General features: G+C 43.4%; 12 protein-coding genes. All 12 read left to right on the plus strand.

The window, feature by feature from the left end; all coding sequences use genetic code 11:
* The first annotated feature begins 19 nt into the window (after nt 1-19).
* The 12 genes from VLX91_05825 to VLX91_05880 all read left to right on the plus strand — a co-directional run bounded on the left by VLX91_05825 (nt 20) and on the right by VLX91_05880 (nt 17435).
* Nucleotides 20-1864 (plus strand): N-6 DNA methylase, encoded by a 1845-nt coding sequence (locus tag VLX91_05825; GenBank protein ID HUI29715.1) that lies wholly within the window; start codon nt 20-22, stop codon nt 1862-1864.
* An 89-nt stretch (nt 1865-1953) separates the two neighbouring features.
* Entirely contained in the window at nt 1954-3105 is a 1152-nt protein-coding gene (locus VLX91_05830; protein ID HUI29716.1) for a restriction endonuclease subunit S, read from the plus strand.
* Nucleotides 3086-3994 (plus strand): hypothetical protein, encoded by a 909-nt coding sequence (locus tag VLX91_05835; GenBank protein ID HUI29717.1) that lies wholly within the window; start codon nt 3086-3088, stop codon nt 3992-3994. The genes VLX91_05830 and VLX91_05835 overlap by 20 nt, the downstream gene beginning before the upstream one ends.
* 22 nt (nt 3995-4016) lie before the next feature.
* Nucleotides 4017-6941, plus strand: a complete 2925-nt coding sequence (locus VLX91_05840; GenBank protein HUI29718.1) for an HsdR family type I site-specific deoxyribonuclease — start codon at nt 4017-4019, stop codon at nt 6939-6941.
* 654 nt (nt 6942-7595) lie between these two features.
* Nucleotides 7596-8489, plus strand: coding sequence for a branched-chain amino acid ABC transporter permease (locus VLX91_05845; GenBank protein HUI29719.1), 894 nt, complete (start codon nt 7596-7598; stop codon nt 8487-8489).
* Nucleotides 8486-9358: a branched-chain amino acid ABC transporter permease gene (locus tag VLX91_05850; protein ID HUI29720.1), complete on the plus strand. Its 873-nt coding sequence runs from the start codon at nt 8486-8488 to the stop codon at nt 9356-9358. The genes VLX91_05845 and VLX91_05850 overlap by 4 nt, the downstream gene beginning before the upstream one ends.
* 1 nt (nt 9359) lies before the next feature.
* Complete coding sequence (locus VLX91_05855) at nt 9360-10124, plus strand: ABC transporter ATP-binding protein (protein HUI29721.1); 765 nt, start codon at nt 9360-9362, stop codon at nt 10122-10124.
* On the plus strand, nt 10121-10861 hold the full coding sequence (locus VLX91_05860) for an ABC transporter ATP-binding protein (GenBank protein HUI29722.1): 741 nt from the start codon (nt 10121-10123) through the stop codon (nt 10859-10861). The genes VLX91_05855 and VLX91_05860 overlap by 4 nt, the downstream gene beginning before the upstream one ends.
* A gap of 82 nt (nt 10862-10943) precedes the next feature.
* Complete coding sequence (locus tag VLX91_05865) at nt 10944-12086, plus strand: penicillin-binding protein activator (protein ID HUI29723.1); 1143 nt, start codon at nt 10944-10946, stop codon at nt 12084-12086.
* On the plus strand, nt 12087-13052 hold the full coding sequence (locus VLX91_05870) for a threonine/serine dehydratase (protein ID HUI29724.1): 966 nt from the start codon (nt 12087-12089) through the stop codon (nt 13050-13052).
* A gap of 23 nt (nt 13053-13075) precedes the next feature.
* Nucleotides 13076-13924 (plus strand): class I SAM-dependent methyltransferase, encoded by an 849-nt coding sequence (locus tag VLX91_05875; protein ID HUI29725.1) that lies wholly within the window; start codon nt 13076-13078, stop codon nt 13922-13924.
* The gene (locus VLX91_05880) at nt 13914-17435 is read left to right on the plus strand and encodes a hypothetical protein (GenBank protein HUI29726.1); all 3522 of its coding nucleotides are present in this window, start codon (nt 13914-13916) and stop codon (nt 17433-17435) included. Before VLX91_05875 ends, VLX91_05880 begins: the two co-directional genes overlap by 11 nt.
* Nucleotides 17436-17439 lie beyond the last annotated feature (4 nt).

The raw sequence follows: 17439 nt of genomic DNA on the forward strand, positions 1-17439 counted from the left end.
GCATAACTTAATAATTGTTATGACAAAATCCAATCCTTTCAGCAAACAACTACACAAATTACGTGAAAAACTAAATCTGAGCCAAGAACAGCTTGCCTCGCGTCTGAATGTCTCATTCGCCACCGTAAATCGTTGGGAGACTGGTAAGTCCAAGCCGCAAAAGGCGCAGATGGAAGCCATTCAAAAGCTCTTTGAGGAAGCCGGAACCGGCCAGATTAGCGCAGAAAGCAACTCAGAAGAAGATACCGGAGCCATTCAAGGAAGGAGGCGGCGAGGTATTTCAAGAAGTGCCGTACTCTCAAATAGGAGTATGGAACAAATGCTCTGGGATGCGGCGTGCTCCATCCGAGGAGAAAAGGACGCGCCGAAGTTCAAGGACTACATTATCCCTCTCCTTTTCATCAAGCGTCTTTCCGATGTCTTTGATGATGAAGTGCAGCGACTCACAGAACGCTTCGGGGAACAGAAAACTGCGCTCGACATTCTTGAACACGATCATTCACTAGTTCGTTTCTATATCCCACCTGAAGCACGATGGCTCGTTGTCAGCAATCGCGAGCCGTTCAAATGGGCAAAAGGAAAAGAGCCAAAATCCCTCGGTGAACAACTGACCACGACCATCCGCGCCATCGTAAAGTACAATCCCTCGCTTGCCGGCGTGATTGATATTGTTGATTACAACGAGACGCGGAATGGCGAACGCGAAATCAGCGACGGGGCACTGCGAGGCGTTATCGAAACTTTTTCCGATCCACGATACAGACTTGGCTTACATGATGTTGAACCGGATTTTCTCGGGCGCTGCTACGAATATCTCTTGCGGAAATTCGCAGAAGGACAGGGACAAAGTGCTGGCGAGTTCTTCACTCCGACAGAAGTTGGTTTCTTGATTGCAGAGATCATGCGTCCGCGGCCTGGCGAAGAATGTTACGACTATGCCTGCGGCTCGTGCGGCTTGCTCATCAAACTTCAACTCGTTTGCCGCGAACTTGATCGACTTTCCAAAGTACCGCTAAAACTTTACGGTCAAGAACTCCAAGCAGATAACTATGCCATCGGCTGCATGAACCGTATTATCCATGACATGGATGCAGAGATACTTCGCGGAGACTCGATGCGTAATCCGAAGTTTAGAGACAGCGATACTCGGCTGAAAAAGTTTGACATCGTGGTCGCCAATCCAATGTGGAATCAAGGGTTCGATCCGGATGTTTATGAGAACGATCCATTTGAGCGTTTTGAGGAGCAAGGTGGTATCACGACCAGCAAAGGTGATTGGGCGTGGCTACAGCATACCATGGCATCGTTAAAAGACAGTGGCCGCGCGGCAGTAGTGCTCGACACGGGCGCAGTGACAAGAGGAAGTGGGAGTAAGAACGAGGACAAAGAACGCAATATTAGAAAATGGTTCGTAGAGCATGACTTTGTTGATGGTGTGATTCTTTTGCCTGATAACCTTTTCTACAACACAACCGCTGCCGGCATCATTATCGTTTTAAGAAAGAACAAGCCTAAAAACCGCAAAGGTAAAATTGGTTTGGTCAATGCGAGCCAACAATTTCTAAAAGGGACTCCGAAAAACTATTTGCCCGATGAAGCGATTAAGAAAATAGCCGATGCGTTCAAGGGAGGCGAGTTGCAGGACGGGTTCGTCAGCACGATCACAAATGAAGAGGCAGCGAAGAATGATTACAATCTTTCGCCGTCGAGGTATCTCACGAGCAACGGATATTCCGAAGTCAAAGACTTGATTACTGCCATCGCTCACTATGAAGCCGCTTTGAAGGAGGAGGCAAAGATTGCGATGGACGTGAATAAGGTCATTGGTCAAATCAAAGCTCTTACAAACCACAACCAAAAATAATGAAGCGCTTTCGTGAACTTTGCAGTTGCATAAATGACCAATGTGATCCGGCGACCAGCGGAGCGTCTGTTTATATCGGTTTGGAGCATATGGACAGCGGCGCGTTTTTCCTGTCTCGGCAGGGTAAGTCAACTGAAGTTAAGAGCGCCAAAAGTCGCTTCAAGAAAGGGGACATCCTTTACGGAAAGCTTCGTCCGTATCTCGACAAAGCGGTGATTGCTCCTACCGACGGCATTTGCTCAACTGATATCTTGGTTTTTCGTCCGGCGCAGGATATTTGCGTTGCATATCTGCTTGGTCTTATACATTCGCCGGAATTCTTGAACCATGCGATTCAGACGACGAACGGTGTCAATCATCCGCGAACATCATGGACAGGATTATCAACCTTTTCTTGGAATGTGCCGCGGGAAGTGGAACAGGAAAAAATCGCAGCGGTGCTTTGGAAGATTCAACGTGCAATTGATATAGAAGAAAAACTCATTGCCACAGCGCGTGAATTGAAGCATTCCACAATGCATCAGCTGTTCGGACGCGGACTTCACGGCGAGAAGCTGAAAGAAACGGAAATAGGAATGATTCCGGATAGTTGGGAGGTCGTGCCCTTGGGTAGGCATCTCCTTTTAGCTCAATACGGATTATCAATCCGTGGCCAACAAGTGGGACGTTATCCTATTCTTCGCATGAATTGCCAACTTGATGGCAAAACAATATTTCGTGATTTGCAATTTGTTGAACTTGATCAAAAGACGTTTGCCGCATTTCAAGTCAAAGACGGAGATCTGCTTTTCAATCGTACTAACAGCTTCGAGCTTGTCGGCAGGACCTCCATTTTCCGATCTAACCGTGAAGCCGTCTTTGCATCATATCTTATCCGCCTCACATTGGACCAGTCTGAGTACTATCCAGAATTTGTAAATTTCTATTTCAATCAGCCGTCAGTTCAGGCCGATCTGAAACGTCTCGCAAGTCGCGGTGTTAGCCAGTCGAACATTAGCGCGAGCAAGTTGAAAGAATATTATATCCCCAAGACATCTTTGGACGAACAGCGTGAGATTTCAGGAATCCTCCAATCTATTGACAGTAAAATAGAAATTCTCGAGCGCAAGCGTGCCACTTTGCAGGACTTATTCAAGACAATGCTCCACAAGTTAATGACTGGAGAAATCCGAGTTGTTGACCTTGATATAGACGTAAGTGAAATCACTGATGGCGCAGACCATGAAACCATTAGAATTTGATATCCCGGCTACGAGAGAGTTTTTCTCTGGCTATTTGATTGACCATTTTCTGTATAAACAATATACGTTGTTCAATGCACTTGAGAAATTGCCAGAGCTGAAGTCCAAAATTCTAGATGGTCTGGTTGAAATCAATGAAGCCGAGTATGCGAAGACCCTTCGTCTCGAAATCAGAGCCACGTATTTCCAAGCAATTGAAACTCTTTTCGAGTTAATTTTCAGCCTTGAGCCAAGAAGCAATGTTATCGACAACAGACAGGTATGGTACTTTTTATCAACATCGCGATGGCGTGAAAACTACAAACGTATTGAATCTATTGCGGCATCTGACACTGCATTCCTCGACCAGGAAATTAATGCAAACGAGAATCTGAAGGTTCCATTTATTCAATATCTTTTCTACTTTGGGGTAACTAATCCTTCAATGCAGGATGCGGTTCGTAGGAGCCTTAATCCTATCAAGAAGTTTTTGATTGAATTCGCGAAAGAATTTTCTGATCGGGATGAGTACAATGCGTTTAAACATTCACTTCGTATTCTTCCTACGTTACAAAAGGTAGAATTTGGCACTTCAGAGTCCGAAAAGCCTGTAATGGCTTTGGACATGAGCAACTCAATGACATATTTGGTCGAAGAGGGAGAATCGATATCCTTCAGAACCAAACCTTTAGATACGTTACGAGATATGCGAATGGGGCTAGTCTGTTCTTATTTGATTTCGAATATTGTTAGAAGCAGACGCGTACACTTTACGAAGAAACCTGAAGGCCATCTGCATACTTTCTCTGATGAAACATTTCCTTCCGCAAACGCACGAAATGTCAACTGGACAAATTTCAGGTTGACAATAAAACCGATATACGACACGCCAACAGACTCTTCAAAATGAAACCTTTCGCTCAAAAGAGAACATGAGTAAAACACTTACTTCAGAAGCTGGTACGACCCAATTTCCGCTCATCAAATACGCCGAGGAAATCGGTTGGACTGTCGTTTCCAGTACAGATGCTTTGACTAAACGTGGCGGCGAAGCAGGCCTGTTTTTCTACAAGGAGCTTGAGGATGCTCTTCTCCGCCTCAATCCAGGCGTCGTCACGGCGGATAACGTTCAGTCTATCATTCAGCGCATAGAGAGTGTGCCGAGTACCATTAACGGCAACCGTGAAATCCTTGAATGGCTGCGCGGCAACAGAACCGTATTTGTCGAAAGCGAAAAACGCCATCGCAATGTAACGCTCGTGGATTTTAGGAACCTTGATCGTAACGTTTATCAAGTAACTTATGAATGGACTTATCGGGCTTTAAGCAAGAAAGGCAATCGTGCAGATATAATGTTCCTTGTGAACGGCGTCCCAGTTGCAATCGTTGAAAATAAAAGTCCAAGACTGCCCGACGGCATGGAGCGTGCCATCATACAGATCAAACGCTATGAAAAGGAAACGCCGGAATTGCTGACGATGCCTCAGGTGTTCAACGTGACTCACCTAATCGAATATTTCTATGGCGTTACCTGGAATTATTCCCGCAAGAATATATTTGAGTGGAAGACACCGCGAGACGAAGCGTACAAAAACGCTGTTCAAAGCTTCTTTGAGTTTGAGCATTTTCTCAAGATGCTTGGGGAATGGATCATATTTTACCAGAAAGACGATGAATTACAGAAGACTGTTTTGCGGCAGCATCAGACGCGTGCCGTTGAAAAAGTAGTGCAGCGCTGCGCAGATCCAGAGAAGAAAACCGGACTTGTCTGGCACACGCAGGGTTCAGGAAAAACCTTCACGATCATCACAGCAGCGCGGCTGATTCTCGAGAATAAGGAACATTTTCCCGGTGCAACGGTAATGCTCGTCGTTGATCGGAACGAACTCGAAGGACAATTGTCGGGATGGGTTGAACGTCTCGTTGGCGAAATGCAAGGGCACGACATCAAAATCGCATACGCGGAAAGTCGAGCGAGGTTGCAGCAATTGTTGGATCAAGATTTTCGTGGACTCATCATATCGATGATCCACAAATTCGATGACATAAGAAAAGATTCGTGCAAGCGATCTGACTTCTTTATCCTAATTGACGAAGCTCATCGTTCAACTGGAGGCGATCTTGGCAATTATCTTATGGGCGCGTTGCCTAACGCGACACTCATAGGCTTTACCGGCACGCCGATAGACAAGACGGCCTATGGCAAAGGCACTTTCAAGATTTTCGGTAAGGAGGATGAGAAGGGGTATTTAGACAAATATTCAGTCAGAGAATCGATCAAAGATGGAACGACTGTAAAACTCCGCCACACTCTTGCCCGCAGCGAATTACAGGTTCCTGAAGAACTGCTTAACAAGGAATTCTTAAGTATCGCCGAGGGGGAGGGTGTCAGCGATATAGATGATCTAAACCGCATTCTCGACCGTGCTGTGAACTTGAAAGCATTTCTCAAAGCGGGCGACCGTGTGGATAAAGTGGCACAGTTTATTGCTAAGCACTTCAAAGAAAATGTCGAGCCGCTCGGCTACAAAGCGTTTCTCGTTGCGGTGGATCGCGAGGCGTGTGCGCTTTACAAGAATGCTCTCGATAAATATCTACCGCCGGAATACTCGACTCCGGTTTATACAAAAAATGTTGATGATTCAATTGAACGCCCGCTCGTCGCAAAGCTGCAATTGACCGAGACCGATGAGAAAAAAGTGCGGAAGGCATTTCCGAAGCCCGACCAACTGCCGAAAATCTTCATTGTTACGGACAAGCTTCTCACAGGTTACGATGCGCCGATTCTCTACTGCATGTATCTCGACAAGCCCATGCGCGACCATGTCCTGCTGCAAGCCGTGGCGCGTGTGAATCGTCCTTATGAAGATGAGCAAGGCATCAAGAAAACTTGCGGTCTCATCGTGGACTTCATTGGAATCCTGAAGGAACTAAACAAGGCACTTGCTTTCGATTCCGATGAAGTGAGCGGAGTGATTGAAGACCTTGATTTACTCTTCGCGCATTTCAAAGCACTTATGGATGGGAAGGGAAAGAAATATTTGCAGGCCGCCGGCACGAACGGAAGCAGCAATGAGAAGTTAGAAAAGCTTCTTTATGAGACATTCCTCGACAAGAAGGAACGACAGGAATTCACAGACTTCTTCCAAGAGATTGAAGACCTTTATGAAATACTTTCACCTGATCCTCAATTGCGTGATTACATAGACGATTACTATTGTCTGAAGGAGATATACAAGGCTCTTCGTAACGCATACGGGAGGAAAACAACTTTCTTATCGGATGTAGCACATAAAACCGAAAAGTTAGTTCGCGAAAATGCCATGGTGTATGGGCTTGCTGAGATGACTAAGACGGTAGAGTTTGATGAAGCAGCATTGGAAGCACTAATGGCAAAGAAGGGATCTGAGAACGCGAAGGTGATCAACCTGATCAATAGCCTTGTCAGAATCGCTGATGACCGTGGTACGACCGAGCCATATTTGCGATCCATTGCCGAACGTGCAGAAAAAGTAAAAGAGAATTTGGAAGATCGTCAGATGTCCACGACAGATGCGCTTACTCAAATAGAAGCCCTGATGAAGGAAAAGCATGAAGCCGATAAAGCTCGAAAAGAAAGTGGTCTCGATCCAGCGACATTTGAGATATTTTGGTTCTTGCGGCAGGAACAATTGCCTGACGCCGTGGTGCTTGCAAAAGAAATCAGTGCAGCTTACCTGCGTTTTCCAAATTCCGCCGCCAACGCGGACGAGCAACGCCAATTGAAAGCAGAGATTTACAAATCATTGCTACGCGTCGTAAGCGGCAAACGAATGGTCGATCTTGCGGATGAGATATTGAGACTTCGACAACAATGAAAGCGCGACGCAAACGAAAATCGATTTCCGAAGAATCCTTCAAAGCAACGGTCCAAACATGGGCGTTGAAGGTACGTGTGAAGCCGAAACAGATTCGTGTGCAGAAGATGACTCGAAAGTGGGCGTCATGCTCGACAAAGGGCTATTTAACTTTTTCCGCAAAACTCCTCCATGAAGCTCCAATGTTTCAAGACTTCGTAATTGTCCATGAACTGCTTCATTTAAAAATTCCGAATCACGGGAAACTTTTTAAGAGTTTGCTATCTGCCCATGTTTCTGGGTGGAGAAGGTGGGAAAAGAAAATCTGAGTGCAAAACCAACAGTTATTCCGAAAGCAATAAAACTTGATTTTTTTCTACCAGATTGGCACACAGAAACAACTTTTGACACTCTGATGTCTGCGGAAGTATAGTAAAGAAATGAGGAGGTTTAGTGAACAAGCCGAGGATTAATTATCAAAGCAGGCATGTCTATTTTCAAACTCAACAATAATTCCTTTATTCTGCGCGTTCTGATCACTCTTCCCAAAGCTTAAATTTGGCGAAATTTCAGGTCCTCGTTCACAGCTAACTTCAGCTAACTCAAGATGTCTTTTATTGAGAATACACATAATGGACGAATTGTGACCACACTTAGACTATGACGTCAATCTTTTTGCAGATATTTATAAACGGGCTCATCGTAGGGTTGGTTTACGCACTTGTTGCGTTAGGATTCAATATTATTTATCGAGGAACAAAGGTCTTTCATATTGCACACGGTGCTATATACACCTCGGCGCCCTACTTCTTTTTAGGTTGGGTGTTACTCACAGGTTCAACTCATTTCACAAACATTGGATCTTCGTTATTCCTTGGCTTGGTGTCCGCGATCGTCATCACCTGTCTACTATCGGCTCTAATAGAGCTTATCGTTTATCGTCCTCACTTTATGAAAGGTTCGTCTTCTGTAATTACATTTGTTTCGTCGCTTGGGGTATATATCGTTGTCATCAATCTAATCGCAATTTTTTTTGGCAATACCATAAGGTACTTATACCCTGGGTTACAGCCAACTCTTACGTTCTGGGGTGTTAGAGTAACTCAAATGCAGGTTATCGAGTTCATTGTATCAATAATTAGTATCATCGGATTTTTCATACTCTTAGAAAAAAGTTCTCTTGGCCGTAAGATAAGAGCTGTTTCGGATAATTCAACTTTGGCAAACGTGTTAGGTATCAGCGCAAAAAGAATTAGAGTTCAAGTATTTTTGGTTGGGTCGCTCCTTGCTTCCATAGCATCACTCCTAATAGCATTTGACGTCGGCGTTACTCCCTTTGTTGGAATGTCTGCAGTCCTGACCGCTGCCGTAGCTGTCATTATAGGTGGAGTTAATTCTTATCGTGGTTCAGTCGTGGGGGCAATTCTTCTTGGATTATCTCAAAATGTAGTAATATGGTTTCTTTCCGATCAATGGAAAGATGCTGTAACTTTTTTAATTCTTGTAATTGTTCTTGTATGTAGACGACAAGGCCTTTTATCCGCTAAGATGAGATTGGAAGAGAAATGAGTTACATGCTGTACATAGTAATCCTGATAGAGATATATACTGTTCTATCACTTTCGCTAAACGTTGTTGTTGGCTACGCTGGTCTTGTGACTTTAGCTCAGGCCGCTCTATATGGTGTTGGTGCATATGTCGCAACCTTATTAATGGTCAACCTGCATTGGGGATTTCTACCGGCTTTACTGCTTGCCGTAGTCGGTACGGTTTTATCGAGCTTTTTAATAACCGCAGCATCTATGAGATTCAAGGGAGATTATTTTATTCTTGCCGCATTAGCGTTTCAGGTAATCGTTTATTCAGTCATAAACAATTGGGTAACGGTCACCAAAGGTCCCTTCGGCATCGCAGGAATTCCTAAACCTGATCTCTTTGGAATACATTTAGATTCGCTATTAACGTTCTCATTGTTCGGGTTGGTCATAACAGTGATGGTTGGCGGCTTAATCTATATGGTGCTACACTCGGCATTCGGCCGTACACTACAGGCCATCCGTGACGATGAAATTGCCGCGACAACGTTAGGAAAAAAGGCCAGCTCATTTAAAATACGTAGCATCGCTATTTCGGCTGGGTGTGCTGCGGTGGCTGGAACTCTTTATGCAACCTTCATAACCTATATAGACCCATCAACTTTTACCACAGATGATTCTTTGCTTTTGCTTTGCATGGTTTTATTAGGTGGAACAGGAAACTTTAAGGGCCCCATTGTGGGCGCCGTCATTTTGGTTTTATTACCCGAGGCACTGCGATTATTGGCAATTCCCGACTCAGTTTCAGCAAATTTGCGAATGATAATCTATGGCATTGCCTTAATTGTTATGATGCTTGTTCGTCCCCAGGGGATTGCCGGAAAATACAAATTTGAATCCTAATATGGCAAGCAATTTTTTGTTAGAAACAGTATCTCTTTCCAAATCCTTTGATGGCGTGAAAGCCGTGGATTCGGTATCTATTCAAATTCCGGAACGAACTATAACCACCATTATTGGTCCAAACGGTGCCGGTAAAACCACTCTGTTTAATATCATTTCGGGACTTATAGTTGAAGACTCCGGTGTAGTTCGTTACAAAGATAAATCTCTTAATGATACACCGGCTTGGAATCGATCTGCGGCTGGCATTGGCAGATTGTGGCAGGATGTTAGGTTATTTAAGAATATGACAGCCATGGAAAATCTCCTCGTTGCAGGAAGAAAGCAAGCAGGAGAAAAGATCTTGGACTTGTTCTTTCAGCCGCATAAAGTTGGAGCTATTGAGAAGGAGAATAGACAGCAGGCACTCGAGATTTTAGAATTGTTTGGACTCGCAGAAAAACGGAATACTATCAGCGAGGACTTGTCGTATGGACAGCAAAAGCTGATTGCTCTTGGGAGACTTCTTATGAATAATTCGGATCTGCTGTTACTTGACGAACCAACTGCCGGTGTTAATCCAGTCATTATTGAGAAACTTTTGGAGCATATACTCAATCTTGTGAAAAATGGGAAAACAGTCCTTATGATCGAACACGATGTCCCTAAAGCAATGGCTATCTCAGATATGATCTATGTAATGGATAACGGAAGAATCGCTCTTTCTGGTTCACCTTCTGAGATTTTATCAAACACCCAACTTAAAGAAATATATGTAGGAGTATGAAGACTGAAGTGTTAACTCGTCGAGCATATCTTAAGATCGAAGACATCAGTGTTCGATACTATAAAAAGGATATTTTATCTGAAGTATCTCTTGAGGTAATGCCCGGGGAGATAGTTGCAATAATTGGAGCGAACGGTGCAGGGAAATCAACCCTTTTAAAAGCAATCTCAGGTGTAGTACCACCCCATAAGGGGAAAATTATTGTAGAAGGAAGAAATGTTACTGGTATGGAAACTACGTTGTTATTTAACCTCGGTATCAGTTCCTTGCTACAGGGCAATAATACATTTCCAAGCCTGACAGTCTTGGAACACCTTCTTCTGATTAATAAGACAAAAAGCAAGATTGACAATAAGAATGATTCAGATAGTATGAATGAAGTTTGGAGCATATTTCCCGAGCTGTACGAAGTGAGAAACAAAAGAGCAGGACTCCTCAGCGGAGGTGAAAGGCAGAAACTATCAATAGCCACGATGCTGGTGCAGGATGCAAAGATGTGGCTGCTTGATGAACCATCAGGTGGCCTTGCCCCACAAGCTGTTAAGAACGTCATGAATATAATCAGACGGCTTAGCACGGAAAGGGGGATAGCGGTATTGTTGGCAGAGCAGAACTTACGAGAAGCGTTAAAGATTGCTGACCATGCTTATGTGCTTAAAGGTGGCAAAGTGTTTCATGAGGAAAACCCTTCTGAAATATTGAACAATGGAAAGATGGAAGAGATATTCTTTAAGTAGCAGTAGAAGGTGGTGCCATGAAATGACAAATTTGCTATAATTTCAAAAAAGGTCGTTAATCACGAGATAAATGGAGAAAAAAATGAAAAGAAAATTTTGGATAGCGGCAACAGCTGTAATAATCATAGGGTTGATAATAGCTGCCGTCACTACCTTGGTACAAAGAAAACCCAATGATGTAAAATTTGGCGCTATTCTTTCTCTCACAGGGGATGCTGCTTCCTACGGCACCATGATGAAAAATGGGATGGAAATTGCTCAGGATGAGGTAAATACTTCTGGAGGTATAAATGGGAAAAAGCTCGATATGATTTATGAGGACTCCCAATTCGATCCAACCGATGCTGCTTCTGCCGCTCAGAAGCTTATCAATGTTGATCATGTGCAGGTAATTACAGGAATTACCGGCAGCAAAAATGCTCTGGCAGTTGCTCCTATCGCAAATGCGAATAAGGTTGTGATTGTCGATGCCTTATCGTCCGCGGCTGAGTTGACTACAAAGGGTGGAAAGTATTATTTCCGTATAATGCCTTCAGATGACTTCAGCGGAATGTACGTTGCGCAATGGGCCATCAGCAATGCATGGAAGAACGGCGTGATTCTGTACGCAGACGACGATTGGGGGAAAGGAATCGAAAATTCCGCGGCCTCAAAGTTTGAGTCCCTCGGTGGAAAGATTGCTCTATCAGAACCGGTGGAAACTGGCACAAATGATTTCAGAACGGTGGTGACAAAAGTGGCTATGGCAAAACCAGATGTAGTGTTCCTCTTTGCTTATGCACCTGAAGCAGCTATCTTCGTAAAGCAAATGAGAGAATTCAACGTTAAGACTCACTACATCGGAAGCGATAACCTTAGCGCGGGTGAATTTGCCAAAGTTGGTGCTGATGTGGTGGATGGCGTAATGTTTGATCTTCCAGCCGAAGGCTCAGGTCCAGCATACGATAGTTTCCGTAGTGCTTATAAGGCTAAGTTTGGGGAGTATCCAAGTGTAAATTCCATAAAAGCGTATGATGTTGTTAAACTTGCTGCCTTTGTTGTTTCCAAGGTAGGATACGACGGAGTGAAGATACAAGAATTCCTCGCAGATAGTCTTGCCAATGATAATTACCATGGAGCTTCTGGGAAGATTGTTTTTGACCAGAACGGCGATATCGAGAATCCACAGTATGACAAAATGATATATGAGAACGGGCAATACGTAAAAATGAGTACGGAGAAGTGAGTGGACAAGACTAATATCACGATAAGAGATGTAATTTCAGCGCGAAAGTTTCTAGAACAGTACGATGTAAAAACTCCATTACGTTTCAATACGATCCTCTCTCAAGAGACTGGAGCAGAGATCTATATAAAGCATGAAAACTTTAATCTTTCGGGTGCGTTCAAGATCAGAGCAGCGCTGTATTATGTTGGTACGCTTCCAGAAGTTGATCGCAAGAAGGGCCTCATTGCGGTCACGCGGGGCAATCATGGCGCAGCCCTGGCCATTGCTGGAAAGAGATTTTGCACTAGTGTAACGGTGGTCGTTCCCGTAGGAAATTCTATAGGCAAAAACAGACTTATAAAATCTTATGGCGCTGAACTTGTGGAATATGGCAAGGATTATGATGAAGCAAAAGAGCACTGCGAGAAACTTGCAGCAGAAACCGGAAAGGTTTATGTCCACACTGCAAACATCCCAGGAATAATAGCCGCTGCCGGCACATGCGCATACGAAGTCTTTGAGGAGCTTTCCGATCCTGATGTCTTAATTGTTCCGATCGGCAGCGGAGGGCTTATTTCAGGTACCGCGATTGTAAGAAATGCCATTAACCCGAGCACAAAAATTATCGGAGTACAAGCCGAGAAGGCGAACGCCGTTTATAGGTCATTGAAGGAAGGGAGAACCATCCAGCTTGAATCATGCGACACCATAGCTGATGGGCTAGCGACTCGTTCCGTATTCGAACTTCCCTTCTCCATAATCAAAAGCAACGTTAACGAAGTCGTCACTGTATCCGAAGAAGAAATTAAAGCAGCCATCTGTCGCGGTATCGAGTCAACCCATTCGTTGATCGAAGGGGCTTCGGCGTCAACCATAGCTGCCTTGGGAAAGGTTTCATCATATCTTAAAGGAATGAAGGTTGTGCTCTTTATTACCGGTGCAAATATCGACAAAGAGATTTTATCCGCTGCGGTTAATGCGTAATAGGGGTATGAGAGGAGAGTAAGATGCTAAAGCTAATGATGAATCCCAATTTACGGATTGAAGAAAAGCTTGAGCCAAGATTTGAGATTTTATTCCAAAATAGAATAGACTACAAAGATGAGCCGTCGAAATTAGATGCTGCCCAAAATACCGCAAACGAACTCGCGCTTTACCATGAAAGTAAGAGGACAGTCCAGAAACTTTTTCAAAAAAGTAAGGAACCGCTCCTAGTTGTCGATTTCTGCGCCGGCACAGGATTGTTCTCTGAACACATCCTGGAGGTGGCAAATGTTGGTAAGGTCGTTTGCGTGGACACAGACGATCAGTTCCTTGATGCTTCACGCCAAAGGCTTACAAAACATGCAAACATTGAATTCGAGTTTCGTAATGAAGATGCCACAACTTTTAGATATCCTGAGAAGGTGGATCTCATCTTGATGGGATCGGCGTACCACCATGTACTTAACGAAGAGAAGGTACAGTTTTTGAAGAACGCTAAGGAACTATTAAAGCCAGATGGCCATATCCTGGTGAATGAAAATTTTTTACCACCATATTCCAATTCGTTAGAATCGTACCGGGAGGCGGTATACCTTTTCTATTCAGAGCTTATAAAATATCTCGAGAAAATGGGAACGCCGGATAATGCCGTTGACATAATTAGACAGGTGGCATGGTACGGATACCAGTATGATTATGAGTATAAGGTGTCGTACAATGTGTTCCATGACCATGTTAAGAAGGCTGGATTGAAAATATCTCGCAAGATTAGGGTTTGGCCTCATAAATACCCTAATGCTTTTCCTAGCGATAATGTTGGAAGTTTCGTTGTAGTGGTTGGTATGCACGAAAGAGTCCACCGTGAATTATAAACAAGTACTAGTAGATCATATTGTAGCGCAGACGGTTGCTACTGTCATTTCTTCCGAGCGGTTCTTCGCTATTGCAGAATCGCCATATAGTGCTCTTCCTGATCTTTACGATGACTTATTTGAAAGAGGGTTGGTGGACCTGATAGATAAACCAAATGGTCAGACGGAACTAAATCGTCTCAACCGTTCGTATTACGATTTACTCGCAAGAATACTAACGTACCATCTGGCTCCGCTTGGCATCCACCTGGTAGCCATACCATGGAAAGGAGAGTACCTTCATTCTTACCGTAGGTATTTTTCTCCCGAAAAGGGTGTGAGCAAGGTTTTTTCCGATTTCATTAAAGACTGGTGTGATAAGTGTAGTACTCGGAGGGGACACGTTAATGTTGGTGGCAGGCAAGTCCCACCAAGATTAATTGGCACAAGTGTCAGAAAGTTAACAATTAAAATCACTAAAAAGGATCCTACTTCATTAGCTACTGCATTTACTAAAGAGAAAGTGGACTTGGAATTGTTCGTTTTCAAAAGGGCAGACGAAGATGTTTCTGTGATCAAAACCATTTGCGAAAATGTTTTTGAAAGGGTTGAATTTATACGAAATAAATTTTCAATACTCTGGCAATGGATTGTGGTTCACGAGGGAACAAAGCATTACGATGAGGTGGTTGAGGGGAGACCGGAGAATTACCTCATAGATCGCTTGCTGTGTTTAGTCTTGGCGACGGTTTCAAAACATGAATCTCTTAATGAATACGATCTTACCCATCCGTATTTCCAAGAAATCTTTTATGATCCTGGTAAGAAAAGATTCTGGACAAGATACCGGCTAGCTTATCACCAGATCAAAGGATTGGTTGAAGAAGGGAAATTGAAGCCCGATGAGGTTGCTCTATTAAGTGTGAAATCGTACCCGACGACCTCTTACACACCAGCTGTTATCTATGCAGGTTTAGGCGGACCAATAGGTGAATGGACTGAAGAATCATTCGGTGAAGACTATCCGACAGATCTTTTGAAAGTCGAAAGTAAACTCTGGGATAAAACGGACTACAAGGGTTATCTCTTACCACTTTCAGAATTTGGAGAAAATAGATTTGCTGTCACATTAAGACTTTTGCATTTGTGGAAACCGGAGCGAATCGACTTTGCAATAGCGGAAGAAGCATTAAAGTTGGTTGCAAAAGACTACAAGTCAATGTTTTTTGACCTTGAAAGAAGAGATGTTGAGCAGGCGTTGCAGGAAAACCCTGATAAAGATATGAGCAGCGCGTTCACAGTACTTGAGCGGCTTATGCACGAAGAAGATTCTCCGGCCAGCATCAAGGAAAGAGCCACCGTTAAAGGCATTGAGACCTTTACCGATAGGCAACGCAATCTTAACATGCAACGTTTGAACAGCGCGCGTAGAGCAGCAATCTCTCAGGTCATGGCTCGCAACATGTCTCACAATATAGGCTCTCACGTCTTGGCGAATCTGATCAAAAAGGAACAAATTGAAAACATCGACAAGGTTAATATCTTTGATGAACAATGCAACAGTTTTCAACAAATCAACAAAAAGGAGCTTTCCACCGAAGGGAAAATTGACAAAGATAAAGCGATCTCGTTCTTCAACGTCTATCTAAAAACAAGAATGGATTACCTTGCTGATATTGCCACAAGTGTCCCAACCCTTTTAGTGAACAAGTCGATGTATAAGGAAATCCTGTCTGGTTTCGACAGAAACCGTCTTCTATTGAATTATATCAGTGGGATCAACCAGTTTGCTTATAGGATTACTTTGTGGGATTATCGACAGGGTCAACAACTTGAGATAAAAGATAACGGTCTGTACCCGCCAAAAGAAGACCTGCTCGTTGCGATACCCAACGATGTTTTGGGTTGTCATGCATTCTATGTGATTTTGGAAAATCTCATTCGTAATACCGCTAAGCATGGCGGAAAACCAGATGACAGTAGTGAGGTAGAATTCAAAATTGAGTTTAGAAATTGTGAGGCCGATAGTTCCTTGTATGAAGTCCTGATCCATGACAACTGTAAAATTACTGCCGATTCAGCACTTGATCGAAAAGAGTTAGAGGCATGGTCAAAAGAATGCAATGAAAAGGATGCTGGAAGTAGTGTGGACTTGGACACACCCATAGGTCGGCTTGTTTATAAACTTAACAAAAGATTAAACGACGGCGTACTAGATCGGGGGACTCTTAGGCAAGGTGCCTGGGGATTAATTGAAATGCAGGTCTCTGCCGCGTACCTTCGACAGATTGCACCTGAAGAGGTGGATGAAAGAGAATTCCATGTTGACGTGTGCTCGAATAATTGTCAACCCAATGCAAGCCAGATCAATATAATTAAAGCCGTAAATGTAAACGGATGTCTAGGGTATCGTATTCATCTAATGAAGCCATCAAACTACCTAATCGTTGGAGATTTTGGGATTGATCAAGACCGCAGGAAAAAGTTAGCGGAGGAAGGGATTTGTGTGTTGTCAAGCAACGAATTTGATCCAGAAAAATCGGTGTACCCGCATCCCTTTCTACTCTATGTGGATAATGACAACCTAGGAGCCAAGATCGAGGATAATAGAAGCGCTCTGCCATACCGCGTAATGCCCATTGATTCAAAACTTAAAAAGGTGGTAGAGATCATTAGAGACCGGAAAGGAAATTTTTTAGGATTGGTAGATGAAATAGTATGGCCTCAATGGGCAAAGTCATTTCTCAAGAAACACGACATTGCGAAACTCATATGCTCTCCTCTAAATGATGGAGAAAATAAATTTCAATTTTCTACTGGTGAATCGAGTGGAAAAGATATAGACGCAGCATTTCCTCCACATGGTGAAAAGTGGAGTGATTTAGAAAAAAATTGTCAGTATGTTGAACCATTATCTTCCAGAGTGAAGACCTCTTTGCCTAATTTTGATTTTGATAATGGCACTTTGGTATTTAGACGTGTTAAGGACGAATCGGTCAAAAGTAAAATCGCAGAGTTTGTCGCGATGAAGATTGCTATAATAGATGAACGCATCCAGAAGGCATTGGATTACGAATACAAACCCAAAAATCAAGAACCTATAAAATTTGGTTCTATATATGAGAAAACGAATCGGATTGTACCTTCTGCAAATGAGTTTGATTTGAACCAGTTTGATTTCACCCAAAAACGTAACGATGAAGATCTAACCGTTAAAGAGAAAATTGAAAGATGGCTTGCCACAAATCTTAAATCGCTAGATGTACTTATTATACATCTTGGCATTATAGAGAAGATACTAAAGGGTGCTGATACAAACGACACAGCGATAGAACGGTATTTAAATGACAGAGTAAAATGCCACAATGAGAACCTTCTTATCGTTATAACTTCAGGCAGAGGGCAACCTCATAATCTTCCTAAAGAAGAACGTTTTGTCAACGTCTCATCGGTGACCGAATGTTTGGTGGATGATTTATCTAAGTACAAGCTGACTAATCTTGTGCTTGCAGCAAGAAAGCTGAGGAGCTGAGAGT

The organism is Candidatus Acidiferrales bacterium, from assembly GCA_035515795.1.
Lineage (GTDB): Bacteria > Bacteroidota > Ignavibacteria > Kryptoniales > JAKASW01 > JAKASW01.

Excerpts from the sequence above, each read along its gene's own strand:
- VLX91_05825 (HUI29715.1), top strand. The coding sequence starts at position 20 with ATGACAAAATCCAATCCTTTCAGCAAACAACTACACAAATTACGTGAA.
- VLX91_05830 (HUI29716.1), top strand. The coding sequence starts at position 1,954 with ATGGACAGCGGCGCGTTTTTCCTGTCTCGGCAGGGTAAGTCAACTGAA.
- VLX91_05835 (HUI29717.1), top strand. The coding sequence starts at position 3,086 with ATGAAACCATTAGAATTTGATATCCCGGCTACGAGAGAGTTTTTCTCT.
- VLX91_05840 (HUI29718.1), top strand. The coding sequence starts at position 4,017 with ATGAGTAAAACACTTACTTCAGAAGCTGGTACGACCCAATTTCCGCTC.
- VLX91_05850 (HUI29720.1), top strand. The coding sequence starts at position 8,486 with ATGAGTTACATGCTGTACATAGTAATCCTGATAGAGATATATACTGTT.
- VLX91_05855 (HUI29721.1), top strand. The coding sequence starts at position 9,360 with ATGGCAAGCAATTTTTTGTTAGAAACAGTATCTCTTTCCAAATCCTTT.
- VLX91_05860 (HUI29722.1), top strand. The coding sequence starts at position 10,121 with ATGAAGACTGAAGTGTTAACTCGTCGAGCATATCTTAAGATCGAAGAC.
- VLX91_05865 (HUI29723.1), top strand. The coding sequence starts at position 10,944 with ATGAAAAGAAAATTTTGGATAGCGGCAACAGCTGTAATAATCATAGGG.
- VLX91_05875 (HUI29725.1), top strand. The coding sequence starts at position 13,076 with ATGCTAAAGCTAATGATGAATCCCAATTTACGGATTGAAGAAAAGCTT.